The sequence below is a fragment of the Polyangiaceae bacterium genome (assembly GCA_015075635.1).
Lineage (GTDB): Bacteria > Myxococcota_A > Polyangia > Polyangiales > Polyangiaceae > JADJKB01.
In genome coordinates, this window is record JABTUA010000003.1 from 422,109 (window position 1) to 443,282 (window position 21,174).

At 71.1% G+C, this 21,174-nt stretch carries 17 protein-coding genes and 1 pseudogene; 12 read left to right on the forward strand and 6 right to left on the reverse strand.

Translation table 11 applies throughout. From position 1 onward, the window contains the following. Nucleotides 1-19: 19 nt before the first annotated feature. The 3 genes from HS104_32520 to HS104_32530 are packed head-to-tail and all read left to right on the forward strand — an operon-like array spanning nt 20 to nt 3,661. Nucleotides 20-1,195 carry a glycosyltransferase family 4 protein gene (locus tag HS104_32520; GenBank protein MBE7484679.1) on the forward strand — a complete coding sequence of 392 codons (1,176 nt, stop codon included), beginning with the start codon at nt 20-22 and terminating at the stop codon, nt 1,193-1,195. Continuing rightward, complete coding sequence (locus tag HS104_32525; protein MBE7484680.1) at nt 1,185-2,363, forward strand: hypothetical protein; 1,179 nt, start codon at nt 1,185-1,187, stop codon at nt 2,361-2,363. Before HS104_32520 ends, HS104_32525 begins: the two co-directional genes overlap by 11 nt. After that, nucleotides 2,360-3,661 carry an aminotransferase class III-fold pyridoxal phosphate-dependent enzyme gene (locus HS104_32530; protein ID MBE7484681.1) on the forward strand — a complete coding sequence of 434 codons (1,302 nt, stop codon included), beginning with the start codon at nt 2,360-2,362 and terminating at the stop codon, nt 3,659-3,661. The genes HS104_32525 and HS104_32530 overlap by 4 nt, the downstream gene beginning before the upstream one ends. Nucleotides 3,662-4,316: 655 nt before the next feature. Here HS104_32530 and HS104_32535 read toward each other — a convergent pair. Continuing rightward, nucleotides 4,317-4,853 carry a zf-HC2 domain-containing protein gene (locus tag HS104_32535; GenBank protein ID MBE7484682.1) on the reverse strand — a complete coding sequence of 179 codons (537 nt, stop codon included), beginning with the start codon at nt 4,851-4,853 and terminating at the stop codon, nt 4,317-4,319. Further along, nucleotides 4,850-5,404: a sigma-70 family RNA polymerase sigma factor gene (locus tag HS104_32540; protein ID MBE7484683.1), complete on the reverse strand. Its 555-nt coding sequence runs from the start codon at nt 5,402-5,404 to the stop codon at nt 4,850-4,852. The genes HS104_32535 and HS104_32540 overlap by 4 nt, the downstream gene beginning before the upstream one ends. A 104-nt stretch (nt 5,405-5,508) precedes the next feature. Between HS104_32540 and HS104_32545 the strand changes: the two genes are divergently transcribed. Continuing rightward, nucleotides 5,509-6,243 carry an MBL fold metallo-hydrolase gene (locus tag HS104_32545; protein ID MBE7484684.1) on the forward strand — a complete coding sequence of 245 codons (735 nt, stop codon included), beginning with the start codon at nt 5,509-5,511 and terminating at the stop codon, nt 6,241-6,243. Between the two features lie 1,003 nt (nt 6,244-7,246). On the opposite strand, the gene HS104_32550 is transcribed toward HS104_32545, so the two are convergent. Continuing rightward, nucleotides 7,247-9,049: a hypothetical protein gene (locus HS104_32550; protein ID MBE7484685.1), complete on the reverse strand. Its 1,803-nt coding sequence runs from the start codon at nt 9,047-9,049 to the stop codon at nt 7,247-7,249. Further along, entirely contained in the window at nt 9,046-11,832 is a 2,787-nt protein-coding gene (locus HS104_32555; protein ID MBE7484686.1) for a hypothetical protein, read from the reverse strand. Before HS104_32555 ends, HS104_32550 begins: the two co-directional genes overlap by 4 nt. Before the next feature lie 71 nt (nt 11,833-11,903). On the opposite strand from HS104_32555, the gene HS104_32560 reads away from it, so the two are divergent. The 3 genes from HS104_32560 to HS104_32570 are packed head-to-tail and all read left to right on the forward strand — an operon-like array spanning nt 11,904 to nt 16,550. Beyond that, nucleotides 11,904-13,220 carry a phenylacetate--CoA ligase family protein gene (locus HS104_32560; protein ID MBE7484687.1) on the forward strand — a complete coding sequence of 439 codons (1,317 nt, stop codon included), beginning with the start codon at nt 11,904-11,906 and terminating at the stop codon, nt 13,218-13,220. Further along, nucleotides 13,217-14,638, forward strand: coding sequence for an alpha-amylase (locus HS104_32565; GenBank protein ID MBE7484688.1), 1,422 nt, complete (start codon nt 13,217-13,219; stop codon nt 14,636-14,638). The genes HS104_32560 and HS104_32565 overlap by 4 nt, the downstream gene beginning before the upstream one ends. A 4-nt stretch (nt 14,639-14,642) precedes the next feature. After that, nucleotides 14,643-16,550: a radical SAM protein gene (locus HS104_32570; GenBank protein MBE7484689.1), complete on the forward strand. Its 1,908-nt coding sequence runs from the start codon at nt 14,643-14,645 to the stop codon at nt 16,548-16,550. Here HS104_32570 and HS104_32575 read toward each other — a convergent pair. Then, nucleotides 16,547-17,254 carry a glutathione S-transferase gene (locus tag HS104_32575; protein ID MBE7484690.1) on the reverse strand — a complete coding sequence of 236 codons (708 nt, stop codon included), beginning with the start codon at nt 17,252-17,254 and terminating at the stop codon, nt 16,547-16,549. The two genes, HS104_32570 and HS104_32575, sit on opposite strands and share 4 nt — an antisense overlap. Before the next feature lie 50 nt (nt 17,255-17,304). On the opposite strand from HS104_32575, the gene HS104_32580 reads away from it, so the two are divergent. From HS104_32580 to HS104_32590, 3 genes and pseudogenes are all read left to right on the forward strand, one after another. Beyond that, nucleotides 17,305-17,514: a hypothetical protein gene (locus HS104_32580; GenBank protein ID MBE7484691.1), complete on the forward strand. Its 210-nt coding sequence runs from the start codon at nt 17,305-17,307 to the stop codon at nt 17,512-17,514. Nucleotides 17,515-17,657: 143 nt separating this feature from the next. After that, nucleotides 17,658-18,237, forward strand: a pseudogene (locus HS104_32585) (NAD(P)-dependent alcohol dehydrogenase). Between the two features lie 17 nt (nt 18,238-18,254). Next, nucleotides 18,255-18,485, forward strand: coding sequence for an AraC family transcriptional regulator (locus tag HS104_32590; GenBank protein ID MBE7484692.1), 231 nt, complete (start codon nt 18,255-18,257; stop codon nt 18,483-18,485). Nucleotides 18,486-18,613: 128 nt separating this feature from the next. Here the strand turns inward: HS104_32590 and HS104_32595 are convergent, their stop codons facing one another. Next, nucleotides 18,614-19,429: an SDR family oxidoreductase gene (locus HS104_32595; protein MBE7484693.1), complete on the reverse strand. Its 816-nt coding sequence runs from the start codon at nt 19,427-19,429 to the stop codon at nt 18,614-18,616. A 72-nt stretch (nt 19,430-19,501) separates the two neighbouring features. Between HS104_32595 and HS104_32600 the strand changes: the two genes are divergently transcribed. After that, entirely contained in the window at nt 19,502-20,107 is a 606-nt protein-coding gene (locus HS104_32600) for a TetR/AcrR family transcriptional regulator (protein MBE7484694.1), read from the forward strand. Next, nucleotides 20,104-21,174: a radical SAM protein gene (locus tag HS104_32605; protein ID MBE7484695.1), complete on the forward strand. Its 1,071-nt coding sequence runs from the start codon at nt 20,104-20,106 to the stop codon at nt 21,172-21,174. Before HS104_32600 ends, HS104_32605 begins: the two co-directional genes overlap by 4 nt.

Sequence of the window (21,174 nt, forward strand, 5' to 3'; positions counted from 1 at the left end):
TCGACTATGCTGCGCGACGGTGACGACGCGCGTGCTGCACCTGGCCGGGGAGTATCCCCCCCGGCGTCTCGGCGGAATCGCGACCTACCTCGAGAACGTAGTGCGGCGCTCCGCACCGCGGCTCGTGACCGGGGTCGTGGTGGTCGAGGGTCAGGACTACCACCGGGATCCGGCCGCGGCGGGCCGGGCAGTCCGTGTGCAGAGCGTGTCGCTCGACGCGCTGATCGAGCGCTTGCCCGAGCGTTCGCTGCTCTCGGGTAGCGAGCTCGAGGCGCACATCCCCACCGCGGGTCTCTTGGGCGAAGCGTGGGACGTCGTCCACGTCCACGACTGGTACGGCGTGTTGCCGGCGCTGGCGCTCCGCGCCCGCCAGCCGGTGCGTCTGGTGATGACCGCCCACCTGCCGCTGCGCTTCGGCTTCACCTACGCCAACCACCCGATCCCCGTGCAGGAGAAGACGCGCCTCGAGGCGATGGGCTTCCGCATGGTGGACCGGGTCATCGCGCCGAGCCACTACATCCAGGCGCTGCTCGCCCGCGAGTACGACGTCCCCGACCAGAAGATCCGCGTGGTGCCGAACGGCGTGGACGTCGAGGCCTTCCGACCGGTCAGAGGCCCCGAGGCCGAGGTGCCGACGCTGCTCGCGGTCAGCCGGCTGAGCGATCAGAAGGGGCTCGACTACTTGCTCGAGGTGTTGCGGCGCGTGCGCGTGTCGCGCCCGGACGCCGTGCTGCGCATCGCCGGTGACGGGCCAGAGCGCGAGCGCGTCGCGCGCCGAGCCGAGCTCATGGGCCTGTCTCGCCACGTCGAGCTCCTGGGCTACGTCGCGCACGCCGAGCTGCCGGCGCTCTACGCCGCTGCCAGCGTGTTCCTCTCGACCTCCGTCTACGAGCCCTTCGGCCTGACCACGCTGGAGGCCATGGCGTCCGGCTGCCCCGTGGTGGTGTCGGCGCTGGGCGGCGCGGGAGACTTCGTGCGCGACGGCGTGGACGGGTTCGTGCGCTACCCGCAGCACCTCGGCGCGTTCAGCGACGCCGTGCTGAGCGTGATCTCCGAGCCGGTCGTGCGTCGCCGCATGGCGGACAGCGCCCGCAGCCGGGCCGAGCAGCTCGCCTGGGCGAAGGTCACGGACGCGACCGTGGCCGTCTATTCGGAGTTGGTCGGGGAGTCGGAGGAGCTCCGTCGTGTCAGTTGAGCTGCGGCGAACGCTGGCTCTGTTCTGGCACATCCACCAACCGTTCTTCGTACCGGATGCCGAAGTTCGCGAGCAGGTGCTCGAGTCGTACCTGCCGCTCCTCGATCTGCACCAGCGGCTGAAGGTCCCGTTCTCGCTCAACGTCTCCGGCGGGCTGCTGGCCCGGTTGCCGAGCCTCGCGCCCGAGCTTGTCACGCGCCTCCGGGAGCTGATCGACCAGGGGCTGCTCGAGATCGTCGGCTCGGGTGCGTTCCATCCGCTCCTGCCCCTGCTCACCCCGGAGCGCGCGCGCGCCCAGGTGGGCTTCGACGTGGAGGCCAAGCGCCGCGTCCTGGGCGTCGAGCCGCGCGGCTTCTGGCCGGCGGATCTGGGCTGGACTCACTGGCTCGTGCCGGTGCTCGCCGAGGCCGGCATCGGCTGGACGGTGCTCGACGGGAGCGCGCGGCTCTTGGGCTCGGTCTTGCCCGGCTGGGAGCCGGAGGAGCGCCTGGGTCAGAAGGTGCTCTCCCCGCGCCTCCGCCCGTTGCTCCACGAAGCCGAGCTGGGAGGGCTCTCCGCCCTCAGAGTGGGTGACGCGCGCGTGCTCGCGGTCACGCGCCACCCGGCGCTGACCTGGCAGCTCGTCGATCTCGACCAGGGTGTGCTGCACCGGCCCGGGGACATGCCGGCCTTCGCCCGCGCGCTGGACGACTACTTCGCCTCTGGCGCCCAGCTCCTGGTGCTCGGCGACGACGGCGAGCGCGTGAACGGCCGCACGCTGATCGCCTACGAAGCGGTCCTGCGCACGCTCTCCGAGCACAGCGACCGGCTCGTGCTCGGGAGCGCAGCAGTGGAAGAGCGCGCCGGCTCGGCGGAAGAGCGCTACCTGCCGACGAGCACGTTCCTGTTCGACTTCGGCGCCTGGCTGCACACGGCCGACGACTTCGCCTGCTTCCGGCTGCTCGACAGCTTCACGCGCGACCTGGCCTTCCAGCAAGCGTTCGCCCGCCGCAGCGGCGACGCGGAGGCGCTCGGCCGCCTCGGCGAGCTCTCGGCGGAGCTCCTGCGCCTCGAGGACTCCGGGCTCTACTTCTGGCGCTTTCTCCGGCGCACGCGCGAGCCTTTCATCGAGAAGCTCCACGAGCTCTCCCAGCGGCTCGAGGCCCTGGCCGGCGGGCGGGCGCCGTGACCGACTGGGTCGCCGAGTCCGAGCCCGGGCCCGAGGGCTCGCACGTTCCGCATGGGATCCTGACCTTCCTGCGCTCGGGCTACAGCCACGGGTACCCCACCTTCCTGGCTCGCGGCAGCGGCGCGTTCGTCTGGGACGCTTCGGGCCGGCGCTGGCTCGACTGGGTGCAAGGCAAGGGCGCGGTCACGCTCGGGCACGCTTGCCCGGAGGTGGACGCGGCCGTCGCGCGGCGCGGGGGTCAGGGCGTGCTGCTCGGAGCCTGCCCCGCGGAGTACGAGGAGCTCGCCGGAGTGCTCGCGCGCTGGCTCCCGGGCGTCGAGCAAGCGCTGTTCGTGAAGAACGGCAGCGACGCGATCCACGCCGCGCTCCGGCTGGCGCGGGTGTTCACCGGCAGAGATCTGGTCGTGTCGGCGGGCTACCACGGCTGGGACGATCGCCTGCTGCCCGGTGCGGCGCCGGCTCCAGTGCCCGGCGCGGTGCTCGACTTCGGTTACGACCTCCGCGAGCTGGAGCGGTTGCTCACCGAGCAGGGGTCCCGAGTGGCCGCGGTGCTGGTCACGCCCGAGCCCGGGTTCTTCGGCCGCGAGCTGCTCGAACGCGCGCGCGCCCTGGCGCACACTGCGTCGGCGCTGTTCATCGTGGACGAGGTCCGCGCCGGGCTCCGGCTGGCGCCGGCCGGAGCGCACCAGCACCTCGGCGTGAGCGCCGATCTGTTCACGTTGAGCAAGGGGCTCGCGAACGGCTACCCGCTGGCGGCGGTGCTGGGTCGGAAGGACGTGCTGGAGGCGAGCGCGCGCACCTACGTGTTCGGCACCTATTACGCCGAGGCCTCGGCGCTCGCCGCGGCCCTCGCCAGCGTGCGCCTCTACCAGGAGCGCGACGTGGTCGGCGCCATCTGGCGCGCCGGCGCGGAGCTGATGGGCGGCCTCGAGCAGATCTTCGCCGAAGAGGGTGTGCGTGCGCGCTGCCTCGGGCCGGCGCCGATCCTGCAAATCCTGTTCGAAGACCAGGCGGCGGAGGCGCGCTTCTACGCCGGCGCGGTGCGCCGCGGCGTGCTGTTCTTCCAGGACGACGGCCAGTGCCCGTCGGCGGCGCACACCGCCGAGCACGTCGCGGAGACCCTGGCAGTGTGCCGGGAGGTCGCGCGGGAGATCCGCGCCGAGCTCCAGGGCGGGCGCGCCGAACGGCTCGAGACGCCGAGCGCGGAGCTCGTTGCCCGCTCGGCGAAGCGACGCATGATCCGCCCGGAGGCGGTGGACGCGGAGAGCTTCGCGCGGCGGCTGGGGTGCGCGCGTTAGCGGAGCCGGTGACTCAAGAGGTGTCCAAGGTGCGCCAGGCCAAGCCTGGCCGGAAAGGAAGGAAGTAGCGTCCTGAAATTTCGGTGAGCAGCCCGCGGGTGAGAGTCCCGACCGGCCAAGGCGGAGGTCACCAGTTGGAAGCGAGTCTTGCGTCGTGCGCACCGCGAGGGGCCGACGAAGCGTAGACAGCGGGCGTGCGGGCCGAGAGGTCGAGTCCCCAAAGGCTCAATGTTCCGGAGGCCGACGCGGTCATGGACGCGGAAGGCACCATCGGTGCGCGAAGACACAGGGCGAATGCTCGGGACCTCGGCGCATCGGCTCCGGCGGGATCTGAGGCCGAGGCACGCACGCAAGGGCTGCCCAGGAACCTGGGAGGTCTCGTCGCCTCCGACGCAAGCCGGGAACGACCGCGCGAGCGAAAGCGAGCGCGGCCGGGGCGACGAGAAATCGGAGCGCCGCAGTACGAGCGAAGAAGTGGGGGAACCGACCCGAGGGACCCCGCGGAGCAAAGGTCGGCGCCGGAAGTCGGAACCGTACGAGGGAACTATGGGAGAGACATCGAGCTCGCAAACTGTCCGGGTGCGGGTGCGGGTTCGGGTGCGGGGACGGCGCCGGGCGTCTCCGGCCGACGAAATCGACAATGATGGACACCTCTTCAGCGCTCCCAGAGGTGATTCACCGCGTAACTGCCCACGGACCGCCGCTCGTTGCCCTTCACGGCGGTGAGCTCGAATCGGACGAGGGGCGGGAAGGCCTCCTCGTAGTGACGCTGACACGCGATCAACACCTCGCCGCTGCCGCGGTCGTAAGGAATGGCCGGCACTTCGGCGATGGTCTGCCCGGAGCCGTCCGTGATGGTCAGGTCGAGGCGATCCGCGTCGTCGGCGTTCACCGAAAGCGCATTGATCAGGAGCGCGAGGTCCGCCGAGAACGTCACGTCCACGGTTGGCCCGGGCGCGATCACGGCCTTCTTCACGGCAAGGCCTGCGCGTTCCAGCGCGGCGAGCCGGTGGTGCGTGATGACCGGAGGGATCTGCGCCCTGAGCGCGAGGCTCATGGCGCCCTCGCGCTCGAAAAGCCGGGCACAGGCACCGCACTCGAACACGTGGTCCTCGAGCCTCAGCGCCTCCTCTTCGGCGAGATCGCCCGCGAAATAGCAGCGCAGCGCTTCGATCGAGAGGCATGGGCTCATCCCTCAACGCTCCTTTCGAGACAGGCCCAGAGCTTCTCGATGGCGCGGTGGCGCAGCACACGCACGTTTCCCGCGGTCGTCCCGAGCTCGTCGGCGATGCGCGGGCCGGGCCAGTCTTCGCAGTAGGTCAGCAGGACCACGCTGCGCTCGCGCTCGGCGAGCCTGCTCAGGCAGTGCCCGAGCCGGACCGAGTCGAGGCTCGAGTCCGACAGCTCCACCATCGGCAGAGGCTCGGCGCCCAGCGCCCGGCGCACCCGCTCCTGGCGCGCCGCGGCTCGGTTCGCGTCCCAACTCAGGTGGCGGCAGGTGGAGAGCACGAAGGCTCCCAGCCGGGCGGGGTCGTCGATGCGGCCCGCCCGCATCGCCTCGATGACGCCCAGGAGCGCCTGCTGCGTCAGGTCCAGAACGGCGTCCGGGTCCCGCAGGTGGCGCTCGGCGTAGCGGCGGATGCGGGCCGCATAGCGCTGGCAGAAGGCCCGCTCCGCGGCGGCGCGCTCCTCGCCCGTCGCCACCCGGCGCACGAGCTCCGCGTCCTCGGCGGCGTCCGTCACACATGTCCTATTAGCAATGTGGGCCGCGGAGGGCGAGCGTTACACGGGTCGTTCGGTGTAACGCTGCGGCCTCCCACCCCACATGGGGAGGTGGAGGACACGAAATGGCAATCACGAATTCCGAGACCGGGACGCGCATCGACGAGGTGGCAGAGGGCGTTTTCCGCATCAGCACGCCGGTACCCCCTGCGGCGATGCCCGGTGGCTTCAGCTTCAACCAGTACCTGGTCGTGGACGACGAGCCGCTGCTCATGCACACCGGCATGAAGAAGCTGTTCCCACTGGTCCGCCAGGCCATCGAGACGGTGATGCCCGTGTCGAAATTGCGCTGGATCTCCTTCGGGCACATGGAAGCGGACGAGTGCGGCGCCATTGCCGAGCTCCTGGGGGTGGCCCCGCACGCGCGCCCGCTGTGCGGCCAGCTCCAGGCGATGTTGGCCGTCGGCGATCTGACGGATCGGGAGCCGCTGGTGCTGGCCAACGGCGCGCAGCACTCCCTCGGGAAGAAGCGCGTCACCTGGCTCGACGCGCCGCACGTGCCCCACGCCTGGGACAACGGTTTCCTGTTCGAGAGCGAGACGCGCACGCTGTTCTGCGGCGACCTCTTCACCCAACCTGGACATGACAACGTGCCGCTGAGCGAGGGCGACGTGCTCGGGCCGTCCGAGGCCATGCGCCGGCAAGCGGACTACTGGGCGCACGCGCCAGAGACCCGAACAGTCCTGGAGCGCCTGGCTGCGACCAAACCGCGCACGCTCGCCTGCATGCACGGGAGTGCGTGGCAGGGAGAGGGCGCCGCGCTGCTCGGCGCCCTCGCGGATGCGCTGACGCGTCCGTAGTCAGCGCGATCAGCGCCTTCCCGCGCCGAAGCCCCAGGGAGCGCCGTCGCCGCAGCGGTGCACGCGCAGGCGCGACAGCAATGCGACGGTGCTCGGGTCGGCGCCCCAAGCGGCGATGCGCACCTCGGCGCGCTTGCCGTAGAGCTCGGAAAGCGAGACGTCGCGGTAGCTCCGGGTGACGCCGGGGCCCACGTGGTCGCGGGACAAGCGCAGCGACACGTCGTCGCGGAAGAGCGCCACCTCGATGGCGGAGGGCGGCGTTCCGGCTCGCCCCTCGAGCCCGAGGTCGTAGGCCAGGCAGGTGCCTTCACGCACGTCGATGGGGATGCGCAGCTCGCTGGGGGGCCTGCCGAGCGGCGCCACCGACAGGCGTAGCGTGTCGCCGCGCGGATCGGCCTCGCCACGGAGCAGCGAGTAGCGCCGATCGTGCAGCGCTTGCACCAGGCTCTCGCCGCGGCAGGGGCCGACACGGGGGCGATACACCCGAGCGCGCGCGGTGGGCGCGCCGAGCGGCGAGGTGCCGAAACGCACCAACACCTCTCGACCCGCCCACGCGCCGAGCGGCAACTGGGCCGGCTTGGGAGCGACGCCGGCCGTCACCTCCCAGTCGAGCACTCGCGGCTTCTCCCAGTCGTCGATCACGTGGGCTTCGAAGCGGGCGCCGCCGGTGCCCGCCTCCACGCCGAGCTCGGCGTACACACACGAGTCCGCACAGGGGCGAACCGGCACGAACACCTCGACCAGCGGCTCGGCCGTCGGGTTCGGATCGAGCACGATGGCGTCCCCCTGCACGAGCGGCGCGATCCCGCGCGTGAACGCCCGCCCCTCGGCCACGAGCGGCGCGAGCTCGAGCTCGCCGGCGCAGGCGAGCGGCTCGGCCCGGGGCACCGGCGGCGGCGCGATCTCTTCGATGCGGTGCAGCGTGAAGCCCACGCTCGCGGGCGAGAGGGGCCGCGCGTCCGCGATGATCTCCAGCCGATCGGCCTCGCGCGCGCGCCGCGCCTCACGCCCGGCGGCCCAGCGCCACTCCGCGACCTCGGCGTGCAGCGGTACCACCGCGTGAGCCCGCGCCCCGACGCTCACGTCCGCGAGCACCATGACCTCGCCCAGTAGGGTCTCGCCGTCGAAGAAGGCGAGCTTCATCCACGGTGCGCCGCCGGCGAGCAGTCGCAGCGCCGGCACCTCCAGCGTGTACTCCAGGCGCAGCAGTCGGTCCCAGGGCACGCGGCGCCCGAACGCGTAAGCGAGCCGGCCCGGCACCGGAAGCTCGCGGCGCTGTCCGAGTCTCCGAAGCCGGCAGCTCGGGTCGCTCCGGATCGAACGGCGCCGCGCGCAGCCGCGATGCGAAGGTGGCGGGACCGAGGCGCTCGGCGGGCTCGTAGCGCAGGCTCTGCTCCAGGAAGTCGGCGCCGAAGGCGAAGCTCTGCCAGGGCGCCGGGAAGTCGAAGCTGGAGAGCTGGCGCACCGCGACGGGGCAGCGCTGGCGGGCGATGTCGGACGCAACCCGCTCCTTCATGGAGGGCGACCAGCGCAGTGCGGTCTCGGTGGGGCCGGGGACGTCGGCCAGCGCGTGCACCACGACGGCACGTTCGGGCAGCACCATGCACCCGGCGCGATGCTCGCGCGCGTAGCGCTCGATGCGCAGGAGATCGTGGTCGTAGCCGAGGCGGGTGGGAGCGCGCTCGGCAACGAGCTCCGCGACGCGGGCGAGCCCCGACGGCGCCCAAGCGGTCGGCACGTCGCGCCTTCTGCCGAACCAGCCCAGGGCGAAGACCGCGACGAGCAACGCCGACAGCCCGGCGAAGATCGGGCGGCGCGGCGCGAAATCGAGCGACACCACCGTGAGCGCGGCTGCCAGCGGCATCAGCGCGGCGTACACGTGCTCGGCGTCGGAGCGGATCACCGCCCTGCCCAGGAGCGGGAGCGCGCCGGCGAGCAGCACGCTCGCGGTGACGCTCCGGAACCGGCGAGAGAGCGTCAGCGCGAGGGTCGCGAGCCCGAGCCCGACGAAGGCGAGCACGGGTCCGACGGACAGCCCGTGGCCGCCCTCGACCATGATCACCACGTAGCCGCCGGTGATGCTGAGCCAGCCGGAGAGCGCTCGAAGGAAGCTGCCGCCCGCCAGAGCCCAGACCAGGGCCAACACGCCGAGCCCCAGCCCCACGCCGAGCAAGGCGCTCCTCAGTCGAGGCAGCGAAGCCTTGCCGCGGACCAGCGCTTCCACGCAGGCCATGGTCCCGAGCGACCCGAGGCCCAGGAGCCCGGTCTCGAACGAGAGCAGCGTGGCAGCGGGCACCAGCGCGCCTGCCCAGAGGGGCGCGCGGCTCGGCGATTCGGTCTCGCCGCGCGGCGCGTACAGGAGCACGATGGCGAAGGAGACGAGCGCACGGAACGAGCGCACGTCGTCGTGGAGCGCGAACAGCCCCAGCGCGCCGAAGGCGAGCAGGCGCTCTCGCCAGCGCTCGAAGCGCCAGCACGCGAGCGCCGCCGCCGCCGCCAGCGAAGCGAGCGGAAACACCACGTGCAATCCGCCGACGCTGGTGGCCGCCGTCGCGCGACCGCCCAGGCTTCCGAGGTACGCCAGGAGCTGCCAGAGCGGACCGATGGGGTAGTGGAAGTCGCGTCCGACCCACTCGCCGTGACTCGCACGCCAAGGCAAGCCGAGCTCCCAGCCGAAGTCGAAGGCGCGGTGGTCGAGCACCCGGGCGTCGAAGGCGTGGGCGCGCACGAGGGCGTTGGCGACGGTGGCGAGCACGAAATACGCCGCGACCAGCCCGAAACCGCCGCGGGCCCTGGACTCCGTCACGGCGCCTCCGGGCAGCGACCGAGCTCGGCCCGTTGCAGCACAAGTCCGGCTGTAACGCCCGTCTCGGGCACGCTCTTCAGCACCAGCTCGACGTCGCGCCCCTCCCAGTCGTGCAGGCCGATGGGGCCGATGGCCTGCGCGTCCTCGCGGACGCGGCGCTTGTCCACGCGGTGTGCGATCTCGTCCACGACGACGTAGGTCTCGACGGTGGCCGCGCCGCTGCCACGCGCCGAGAAGCAGGTGTCCTTGCTGATGCGGGCGCGGTAGCGGATCTCGCGCGTCTCGACCGGCAAGCGCACGTCTTGTCCGCTGAGCTCGAAGCTGCCGCTCACCTTGGCCCAGCCACCGCGGATGGCGTCCGCGATGGCGGTGCGCGCGCTGCAGCGACCGAGCTCCGCGCGGGACACGACGGCGTAGTCGTTCCGAGTGTCGGCGCCGTTCTTGGTGCCGAAGCGCAAGAGCGCGCTCCGGCCAGCCCAGGGCCAGAGCGCGACTTCCACCGGCAGGTGCGTCCCGGGGGCGACGCGCTCCGCGACCAGGCGCGGTCGCTCCGCGCGGTCGACCAGGTGGACCTCGAACTCGACGCCGTCGCCGCTGCCCGGCGCGGCGCGCACCTCGAGGTCAGCGAACAGGCAGCTGTCCTCGCAGGGCCGTACGTCGAAGAAGATCTCGGCTACGTGCAGCGGCGGCGGGTTTGGATGGAGCTCGAAGCCGCGTCCGGCCAGGCGCGGAGCGACGTTACGCGGCAGCGCCCGGCCGCGCTCCAGCTCCTGGGTGAAGTCCAGCTTCGGCGTGCACTCGGCCGCCGGTGCGCTGGGGGGCAGCGCCGGCGGCGAGAGGACCGAGACCGAGTGCACCAGGAGCTCCCCGTGCTCCGGTGAGAGTCGACCCTGACGCCGGAACCTGAGCCGCAGCGTGTCCGCGCTCACCTCGCGGAGCGGCGGTCTTCCGGCGATCCAGCGCCACTCGGCCGCGGCAGCGTCGGCGCTCGCCATGCTGTGCACGCGGCGGCCCACCGCGGCGTGGAAGAACTGCCGGTACTCGGAGACGGGAACGCCGGCCGCCTCGAAGCGGAACTCGATGCCCGGCAGCGCGCCGACCCAGCGCGCGTGCTCGGGCACTTCCAGCGTGTAGTCGAGCGCGACGAGCTGTTCGCCCCGAACCGGCGCTCCCAGCGGGATCGCGACCTCGCCCGGCGCGTCGAACGCCAGGCGCCGTCCCGTCGCCGGGCTCGGCAACTCCCTGCGCTCCGCCAGCGCACGTCGGCCGCGGCGCGCCAGGACCAAGCTGGCGGCGCCCACGGCTTCGTGCGGCGCGTAGGTCTCGGCGATGGTGACGAAGTCCTCGCCCAGGAGCCAGTCGGAGCCGCGCGGATCCTCGAAGGCGAGCAGCTCGTGCACGTAATAGGGACAAGCAGCCGCATCCAGCGCGCGGGCGCGCTCGCGCTGCTGGTCCTCGGTCCAGCGCAGGGTGAGCAGCGTGGGCCCGCTCACCCGCGAGAGCGCGTGCACGATGGTGAGCCCGGGTGCCAGCGCGATGCAGGGCAGAGCGTCTCGCCGCTTTCCGACCCACTCGGCCGCCGGCGTGATGTCCGTGGTGAAACTTCCGTCGTCCGGTGCTCCATGGCGGAGCGCGTGGAGCGCTGCCAGCGCGTTCCGGGGCCGCAGCCAGAGCGCGTCGCGATAGCTGCCGAACCAGCCCGCGAAGGCGACGGCCGCGAGCAGGGCCGCCGCGATGCGCGGGGCGCTCGAGTCGTCGCCCGCCTGCCGGGCGGCCCACAGCACCAAGACCACGAGCAGCGGCGCGATGCCGACGAATACGTGCCCCTGATCGGTGACGATGGCGGCGAAGCTCGCGGCGGGGAGCACGCTCAGCACCCACACCGGCTCGACCCAGCGGCCGCTCCGCCGGAGCAGCGGTATTCCGGCCAAGACTGCGGCTGCCACTCCCAGCGCGACGATGTTCGCCGGACGCACGCCCGCCTCCCATCCGGTCCAGAGCGCGCCGTAGGCGGAGGCGATGCGTCGCTGCTCCGGCACGTAGGCGAGCGGGTTCGCTCCGGCGGCGAGGGCTCCCACCGCCGCGGCGGCGAGCGTCGCCGCGAGCGCCGCGACGTACCAGCCGCCCCGAGAGAGCGCGGGGCGCACGGGCTCGCGGCGCCGGAAGCGGGCGATGGCCTCCGCCGCCACGGCGACGGTGACGGCGGAGAGCGCCAGAGGCACGCGATCGAAGCTGTAGAGCAGGCCGAACGTGGTGAGCGCAGCGGGCAGGAGCGCCTTGCGAAACGACGGGGCCTCGCCGTCGGGCAGGTAGCTCACGACGATGGCGACCGACAGCATCGCGCGCAGCGTGGAGATGCCGGCGGCGTACGAGACCAGAGACAACGCTACGAGGACGACGACGCGCGCCCAGCCGCTCTGCGCGACGCGCCAGGTGAGCCAGATCGAGGCCGCGACGCCCAGCAACATGTGCGACGCCTCCATCGCCGCGATCACCTGCGCGGGGCTGGCCGCGAAGGGGCCGCCTTTGGCGAGCCAGGTCAGCGCCTGCCACAGCGGGCCGCGCGCGTAATGGAAGTCGCGCCCGCTCCAGACCCCCTGATCAGCCAAGAACACCAGCTCGAGCTGCCAGGCCGTGTCGAGCCGGGTGGGCTCGAGGGCGCGCAGGCTGAAGGTCGCGGCGCGCAGGTAGGCGGCGGCGGCCACACTGACCGCGAGGTACGCCAGGACCAGCCGGATCGCCCAGCGGGCTCTGCGCTCGGAGGCCGGGGAGGACGCACTCACGGCAGGGGCGGTTGTGCCACATCCCGGCGCCGTTTGACGACCGATGGGCGAGACACTAGGGAAACCACCTCTTGCTGCCCATCGCCCACTCCAGCTACTGGGTCGCGAGCGCGCTCGCGTCGCAGTACCTCCCCGCCCCGGCGCTCCAGGCGCTGCAGCTGCGCCGGCTGCGCAGCATGCTGGCCTACGTCGAGCAGAACGTGGCGTTTTACCGGGAGCTCTGGGCTCGCGCGAACGTCGGCCCCGGCTCGGTGCGGAGCCTCGAGGATCTGCGGCGCTTCCCCGTGCCGAACCGCCGTCAGATCGAGGAAGACCCGAGCTGCATCGTGAGCCAGGAGCACCGCGATCTGTACCTGGCCGGCACCGGCTACATCCGCCGCTCGGGTGGCTCGTCCGGCGGACCCCAGCTCGAGATCCACAGCGACGAAGCGTCGTGGTCGCGGCTAGACGGCTTCTACTACCGGGCGTTCGCCGCGCTCGGCTTCCGGCCCTGGGATCCGCTCGCGTACTTCTGGAGCGCGCCCTTCAAGAAGCGCACGCACAACTACCTGGGCATCATGCCCAAGGTCGGCGTGCCGGCGATGCTCGACGAAGCCGCGCAGCTCGCCATCCTCGAGCAGAACCCGGGTATCTGGTGGTACTACCATCCGACCAGCCTGTTCCCCCTCGCGCGCAAGTTCCCGGAGCGCCTGCGGAAGACCGCACCCGCGCGCGTCATCTGTCACGCGGAGCTCTTGCCGGACTCGATGCGCAAGGTCATCGAGGACGTGATGGGTCAGCCCGTGTTCAACCAGTACGGCACCAGCGAGTTCAACCGAATGGCCTGGGAGTGCCCGGAGAAGCAGGGCTACCACATCGACGCCGACAGCGTGATCTTCGAGATCGTGGACGACGACGGCCGCCCGGTGCGTCCCGGGGAGACCGGCCGCGTCATCGCCACCGGGCTCATCAACCGGATGATGCCGCTGGTGCGCTACGAGCTCGGCGATCTCGTCGTGGCTTCGGACCGGCGCTGCGCGTGCGGGCGCACGCTGCCCATGATCGAGCGCATCGAAGGCCGGCTCAAGGACGTGTTCGTGCTGCCCGGCGGCGGCAAGCGCACGCCGCGGGAGATGCTCGAGCCCTACGCTTCCATCCCCGGCGTCGAGCAGTACCGCGTCACGATCGCGAGCGACTCCAAGGTCGAGCTCGAGGTCGTGACGTCCGAGGCGGGCTTCTCCGGCGTGGAAGCCGAGGCCAAGAAGCGCTTCTCGGCCCTGTGTCCCGGCGTCGAGCTCGGGGTGAAGCGCATCCTGGACATCGAGAAGGCGCCGACCGGTAAGCGCGTGCTGATCCGGAATCGCCTGCGCGCCGCGGCAAACCGCACGCGCCCCGAGTTCACGCTGTGAGACATGCGCCGCCGAGCTGGGTCGAGGACGCGATCTTCTACCAGATCTTCCCCGATCGTTTCGCGCGCTCCGGAAAGGTGAAGCAACTCGGCCGGCTCGAGGCCTGGGACGCGCCGCCGACCAGCGACGGCGTGAAGGGCGGGGACCTGCTTGGAGTGATCGAGCACCTGGACCACCTCGCCGAGCTGGGCGTGAACGCGCTCTACCTGAATCCGATCTTCGCGAGCGCGGCGAACCACCGCTATCACACCGCGGACTTCTACTCCGTGGACGCGACGCTGGGCGGCGAAGCCGCGTTCCGCACCCTGCTCGACGCTTGCCACGCTCGCGGCATGCGCGTGGTGATCGACGGCGTCTTCAACCACGTCGGGCGCGGCTTCTTCGCGTTCCACGACGTGCTGGAGAAGGGACCCGAGTCGCGCTTTCTGGACTGGTTCGAGATCGAGGGTTTCCCGCTGAACGCCTACGGTGGTGGCAGTCCGCGCTACGCCACCTGGGCGGGCCATGCTTCGCTGCCCAAGCTCGCCGTGCAAAACCCGGAGGTCCGCGAGTACCTGATGGGCGTCGCCGAGCACTGGGCGCGCTTCGGCATCGACGGCTGGCGCCTGGACACGCCGGAGGAGATCCGCGTGGCCGGCTTCTGGGAGGAGCTCTCCGCCCGCGTCAAGGCGGTCAACCCGGAGCTCTACCTGGTGGGTGAGGTGTGGACCGACCCGAGCGAATGGGTCGGTGCGAGCGCGCGCTTCGACGCCGTGTTGGGCTACTGGTTCGGCGGGCGCACGCTGGCCTTCGCCGCACGCGAGCACCTCGACCTCGAGGTCTGCAAGACCATCGACTACCCGCTGAAGACCCCGCTCGACGGAGTGGGCTACGCGGAGTTCATCGAAACGCTGCTCGGCAAGCTGCCCGAGGCGACGCGCCGGGCTGCGCTCAACCTGGACTCTTCGCACGACACGCCGCGCCTGCTCACGCTGGTCCGCGAGGACTGGGCGTCCTTCGTGCTGTGCCGGATGCTGCTCTACTGCTTCGTGGGCGCGCCGTGCCTCTACTACGGGGACGAGGTCGGCCTGACCGGCGGGCACGATCCCGGGTCGCGGGCGGCGTTTCCCTGGCAGCACCCGGAGCGCTGGAACCAACAGGCGCTCGCGCTCCACAAGAGCCTCGGCCGGTTGCGCCGCGAGCACGTGGCGCTCCGTCGCGGTAGCTACCGTCGCCTGTCGGCGACCGCGTCGAGCCTCGCCTTCGCCCGCGAAGCGCCGGACCAGACCTTGGTGGTGGTCGCCAACGCCGGCGACTCTGCGGAGGAGCTGGCGCTCGGCACGCGGGTCTCGGCGCCGCTGTTCGTGCACGGTCAGGTGGAGGTCGGGGCCGACGGCGTCGTGCGCGTCGGTGCTCGAAGCGGTGCAGTGCTAGGCTGAGCCCGTGGGGCTCGACCTGTTGTTCCTGGCGCCGCTGCAGCCGCTCACCGGCTCGTTCCAGGATGCGCCGATGCGCCGGACCGTCGGCGCGTTCACGCAGGCACCGCTGCTCGAGGCGCGCAGCGAGCTCGAGGTCTACCTCGGCGAGCGCCTCGAGACCCTGGCTCGGGCGCGCTTCGGCGCGGGCGCCGTGGGGCCGCGGGTCGCGCATCGCTCGCTCACCGCGGTCGCCCTGGCCACGCACCTCGAGCGTGCCGGCCTGTCCTGGAAGGTGCTGGACCCCGGCGCCATCGAGCTCGGGCGCTGGCATCGGGACTTGGCCCGGCTGCGACACACCGAGCCAGTCGCGGTGGGGATCTCCACCACCTTCCTGACCAGCGTGCCCTGGATGACCGCGCTGATCGCGCTGGTCCGACGTGTGTTCCCGCGGGCCAAGCTGCTCCTGGGCGGCTACTACTACGCGACGAACGCCCGCGAGTTCCTCGCGCTCGACGGCGACGTGTTGTGCGTCGGCGAGGGCGAGCTGCGTCTGCCGCAGATCGTCCGGGCGCTCCGCGACGGCGCTTCGCTCGACGCCATCCCGGGGCTCTACCTGCGGGGGCCGGACGGCCAGCTGTCGTACACGGGGCCGAGCCCCGCCCTCGATCTTCAATCGCTTCCGCTCCCGGATTGGAGGCTCGCCGAGCGCATCGACCCGCCGGTGAGCCTGGCGAACGACTTCATCGAAGCCACCGTCGAGACGCAGCGGGGCTGCTTCTTCCGCTGCGAGTTCTGCACCTACCGGACCCTCGCCGAGATCGCGCGTTTGGACGTCGAGCGCGCCTGCGATGCGATCCTGGCGACGGCGCTTCCCCGGCACGGTTGGGTCTACCTGGTGGACGCGACCGCGACCTACCCGCATGCGCGCTGGAAGGCCATCCTGGAACGCCTGATCGAGCGCGGCGGGGTCTCGCTGCCGATGGGAGCTTATGCGCGCGTCTCGGACCTGGACGACGCAGCCGTCGCGTTGATGGCGCGGGCCGGCGTGCGCACGGTCTTCATCGGTCAGGAGAGCGGAGATCAGGGCATCTTGAACCGCATGAAGAAGGCGACGCGCGTCGAGCAGGTTGCGCCGGCGGTCGCGGCGCTGTCCCGCCACGGCGTGGACGCGTACTTCTCCTTCATCCACGGCTTTCCCGGCGAGACCCCGGAGTCACTCCAGGCCACCCGGGCGATGATCGAGGGCCTGAACCGACCCGATCCGGAGCGGCCCGCCTGCGTCTTCTACAACGTCACGCCCTTCTCGGTGATGGACCTGGCGACGGCATCCGGCTCCTCGGAGATCGTCGAAGCGAAGCACTTCATCGAGTACACGACGCGGGGCTACAGCGCCGTGGACGTATCGCGCGAGGTGCTCGCGACGCTGGTCGCCGTCAGCCGCGTGCTCCACGCGCCGGTGTACAGCGGGGTCCTGAGCTGGGTAGGCGTCCCGCTCGGGACCGCCGCGCCGGTCGTGGGCGGCGCGGAGCGGCTCGAGACCCACCGCTGGCTCAAGGCCGTCGAACGCGGCGCCATGTCGTTCGTCGAAGAGCGCGTGTTCGGGCGCCGGCCCGAGCCCGGCGAGAGGGAGCGAGTCCGCGCTGCGATCCTGGGCGGCGCGAGCCCAAAGCGCACACCGTCGTTGCGCGGGCGCGCGCTGACGCTCGTGGCCCGGCGCCTGCGCGCGGAGTGGAGCGAGGAAGGGGAAGCCGGTGTGGGCCTCTTGACCCGAGCCGCGCTGGGGGCCTTCGCGCTCAGAGACACGCTCGACCCGCGCGCTGCGCTCGGCACGGCCCTTCGGCCCGAAGGGCAGCGCGAGCCGTCTTCGTCGGTCGATCGCTTGGCGCGGGAGCTGATCGACTCGGCGCGCCTGGTGAGACGCGCGACGGGTTAGGTCGCCGCCGGTGTCAAGTCCACCGAGGCCTTGATTCCCAGTCGGGTCGCGGGTGCGGTGCGCTTGGGGCTCGCCCTGCCTTTCAGAAATTCCAGCCAGAGCGCGTGCAGGCCGTCCGGCGTGCTCGCCATCACGGCCTCGTGCGAAACCAGGTTGCGCTGCCAGGCTTCGACGCGCTCGAGCCCCGCGGCGGCGTTGGTCTCGGGGTCGATGGCGGCGCACCAAGCGAGCCGGATGAGCGCTGGCGCAGCCGTGACGTCCACCAAGTCGAGCTGAGCGCCCGAAAACAGAGGGCCGGTGATTCGGGGTTCGAGCCGGCAGAGGCGCTGACGAGCCGTCTCGACGGCTTCGGCCGAGGTGCCGTCGTCCGGCGCCATCATGATTCGATGCACTTCCAGGTTGAGCGGCGAGACGGCCTCGATCCACATTCGGCTTCTCGCGCGCTCGAGTGCTGACTCGGGGTGAAGCCGGGCGCCCACGAAGACCTCTTCGAGGAATTCATTGATCACGGTCGACTCGGCCAAGAGCTCGCCGTCCACCTCGAGCAGAGGCACCTTCCCGGCATCGTTCAGCTCGAAAAGCCACGCAGGCTTGTCGAACAGGTCGACCCAGACCACCTCGAAATCCAGCTTTTTGGCGTGCATCACGATCAGGTTCCGCTGCGCGAACGGGCACAGCCTCGACGTGATGAAACGCAAATGCATCGAATCGCAGTGTACTCCGGTAGACTGCGTCCTGGAGCTACCGGATTCGCATGGAAGACCCGGACATCGAGGACCCTCGGGTGCGTTGTCGGGCCTGCAAGCAGGCGGTGATCCCCGGACGCTTCTGCTCGAACTGTGGGCTCAGCCTGCCGCTCTTGGGTCGCTCGGGCGCGCGCTGTGCGAGCTGCGCGGCTCTGCTCGCGCACCATGCAGGCTTCTGCACCGACTGCGGGAACCCAACCGGGCGGCCAGCCCGCTGAGGCGGCACGGGCCAGCTGAGCTCGGCGCTTTGGGGAGCCTGCGAGGCCCAGGGGCGCCGAAGGGTCACGCCGCGCCCCTTCGTTCAATCCTTGCTGGGTGCCCGTGGGTAGGCTCGAACCACGACCTCGCTCGGGAGACCGTCATGAAAGCCATCGTTCAAGACCGCTATGGATCGGCCGACGTTCTGCAGCTCCGGGAGATCGAGCGTCCTCGGCCGCGCGCGGGCGAGGTGATCGTCCGGGTCCGCGCCGCAGGCATTTACTTCGGGGTCTGGCACCTCATGCAGGGGGTGCCCTACGCGGTGCGGCTGGCCGTCGGCCTGCGCCGACCGCGGAATCCCGTGCGCGGGCTCGAGCTCGCCGGGGTGGTCGAAGAGGTGGGCCCGAACGTGACGAGCTTCGCACCAGGCAACGAGGTCTTCGGCGTCGGGGAGGGAGCGTTCGCCGAATACGCGCGAGCCTCCGCGTCCAAGCTCCGGCGCAAGCCCTCGAAGCTCCGCTTCGCGGAGGCGGCGGCCGTGCCCGTGTCCGCGACCACCGCGCTCACGGGCCCGCGCGGCGGGGCTCGAAGCGGGGCAGACGGTGCTCATCACGGGTGCAGGCGGCGGCGTCGGCTCCTGCGCGCTGCAACTCGCGCGGGCGATGGGCGCCGAAGTGACCGGCGTGTGCAGCACGGGGAAGCTGGATGGTTGGAGCAGCACCTCGACGCCTCCCGCTCTCTGAGCGACGTCGCCACCTTCATGGGTTTGTCTCCAGGACGGGCGCGCCACCTCTTCGTCGAGCAGACGGGGCTACCGTTTCGCGCCTACTTGCTCTGGCTGGGCCTGACGAAGGCGGTGCAGGTGTACGCGGAGGGCGGATCGCTCACCGAGGCGGCGCACGCGGCGGGCTTCTCGGATTCGGCGCACCTCAGCCGCACGTTTCGACGGATATTCGGCATCTCGTCGGACTCGCTCCGCCTGGGCCAGTAGCCCGCCTCGGTGCGCGCGCTCGACGATCTCTTGGCTCGGACTAGCCTCCGGCCGCCGCCGCACGATGGTGCGCCGGGCTCATGCCCACGGCGCGCGTCGGTGTTCGTGTGCGACGAGCAGCGCTCGCTCTAGCCTCCGCCCAACTCCTCCCGAAGCGCCTTCACCATCCAGCGCTCGTACAGGGCGGGCGCGAGGCGCGCGAGCCACACCGCCAGCTTTCCCACCGGAGAGAGCACCAGGAGCCGCTGGCGTCGCCGCGCAGCGCGGACCACGGCGTCGGCGACGTCGTCGGGCGAAGCCTCGGTGCCGACTCGGGAGCGCCCCCGCTCGACCCGCTCGCCGCTCGCCCCGAGCGCCCGCTGTTCGAAGGGTGTGCGGGTGAACGACGGGCAGACCATCAGCACTTCGACCCGGTCGTCGGAGAGCTCCGCGCGCAGCGACTCGAACAGCCCGTGCAGCGCGTGCTTGCTGGCGGAGTAGCCGCTGCGACCGTAGAGCGGCGACAGGCCCGCGATGCTCGACACCACGATGATCAGCCCCTGCGCCGCGATCAGCGGCTCGAGCAGCGCCTTGGTAACCGAGAGCGAGCCGAAGTAGTTCACCTCCATCACGCGCCGGAACACGTCCACGTCGGTGTCGCGAAAGCTCGAGCGGTGGACGACGCCGGCGTTGTTGACCAGCACGTCCACGCACCCGAAGCGGTCGAGGATGGCGCGGGCAGCCCGCTCGTTGTCTTCGGCCCGGGTGATGTCGCAGGCGAGCGCCAGCACCTCGACGCCTTTGCCCAAGAGCAGCTCCTTCGAGGTGGAGAGGCCGACCTCGTCCACGTCCAGGAGCACCAGCCGTGCGCGCTCGAGCGCAAAACGCTCGGCGATCGCGCGGCCGATGCCGCCCGCCGCCCCGGTCACGACCACCACCCTGCCGCCGAAGGAGCGCTGCGCCATGAGCGCGATCTAGACCAGCCGCTTGACACCCGCCCCAGCAGCTATTAAACAGTCGCTTTAAACGGACGTTTAATGACCACATCGGCAGCAATTCCCCTCGAAGTCAACGACGGCGTCCGGCAGCGCATCCTGGCTGCGGCCCGGGCGGAGTTCGCCTCCCGGGGCTTCGGGGCTGCCTCCGTCCGCACCATCGCCGAGCGCGCAGGCGCCACGGCGGCGATGATCAACTACTACTTCGGCGGCAAGCAGGCGCTCTACGACACCGTCGTCGCCGAGGCTCAGGGGCGCCTGCTCGCGCGGCTCTCGGCTGCCGTGGGCAGCGGCGAGCGGGACGGCCTGCCGGTCCGGCTCGCGCTGGCCTACTTCGACTTCCTGGTCGAGGAGCGCGAGCTGCAGCGCTTGCTGCTCCGGCAGATGCTCGACCGCGGGGACGACCTGCGAGAGCACGCGGACGACATCGCCGGTCCGCTCGCAGCCTTGCTCGAACGACACTTCGGCGATCGCGCGGTCGCGCGGCAGTTCGCCATCAGCGTGTTCGGAGCCATCGCCGGCTACTTCGTCTACGAGCCCGTGCTCGGCGCCGTCTTGGGCAGAGACCCGATGTCGGCCGAGAGCGTGGCGGCGCGTCGCCGTCACGTGGAAGAGCTCGTCTCACTGATCGAGAGGTTTGCCCCATGAACGCCAGAGCCAACGTCTTCGAGCTCACCCGTCGCTTCGCCGGTGCCCGGCTCGGCCTGCGAAAGCCCATCTACCTGGTGCACGCGCTCACCGCGCGCTGCAACGCGCGTTGCGGGTTCTGCGCTTGGAACCCGGAGTTCTACGATCCGCGGCAGCAGCTCTCAACCCCGGCCATCAAGCAGCTCTACACGGACGCGCGCAAGGCGGGCTTCGTGGGCCTCTCCGTCTGGGGCGGGGAGCCGCTGGTGCACCCCGACTTCGAAGCCATCATGCGCCACGCCCACGAGCTGGGCCTGATCACCAACATGGTGACGAACGGCTTCCTGCTCCGGAAGCACCTGGAAGCGGTCACGACCTACATCGATCGGGTCAGCATCTCGCTGGACTTCCCCTCGTCGAAGCACGACGAAGTCCGCAAGATCCGCGGCCTCTTCGCTGAGATCGTGGCGGCGACGCGGGCGCTCCGCGAGCGAGATCCCGACAAGAAGATCGTCTACATCTGCACGCTCCAGAAGGAGAACGTGGACCTCCCGACCCTGCGCCAGCTGGCGGAGCTGATGGCCGACCTCGGCGTGCTGGGCGTGTTCAACGGCTTGCGCGTCGAGGCGGCGACCGAGGGCGGCGACGCTGGGCTCGCGAAGTACGCCCCGTCGCAGGCCGAGCTCCGCGAGGCGTTCTTGTTCTTGCAGGACCTGAAGCGTCGCGGCTATCCCATCCTCAACTCCAACACGCACATGAGCATGATGGAGAGCGGCCCGCCGGTGTACCGCTGCCACTGGCCGAAGTTCATGCTGCCCGTAGAGGCCAACGGCGACGTCGTGGACTGCATGCATTGGGGCACCAAGCCCATCGCCAACTTGAAGCACACCTCGTTCGAGGAGGTGCTGAAGCACCCCCGGCTGCGCGAGCTCGCGGGCAAGGAGGGCGAGAGCTGCCACAAGTGCGTGTCGATCCACCGCGTCGAGATCTCCGAGGTGAGCTCGGGAAACTTCGAACCGCTCGAGTCCTGGCGCATGTTGAAGACGCCGCGGCGGCTGCCGCTCCTGTCCCAAGCCTTCGCGAGGTGA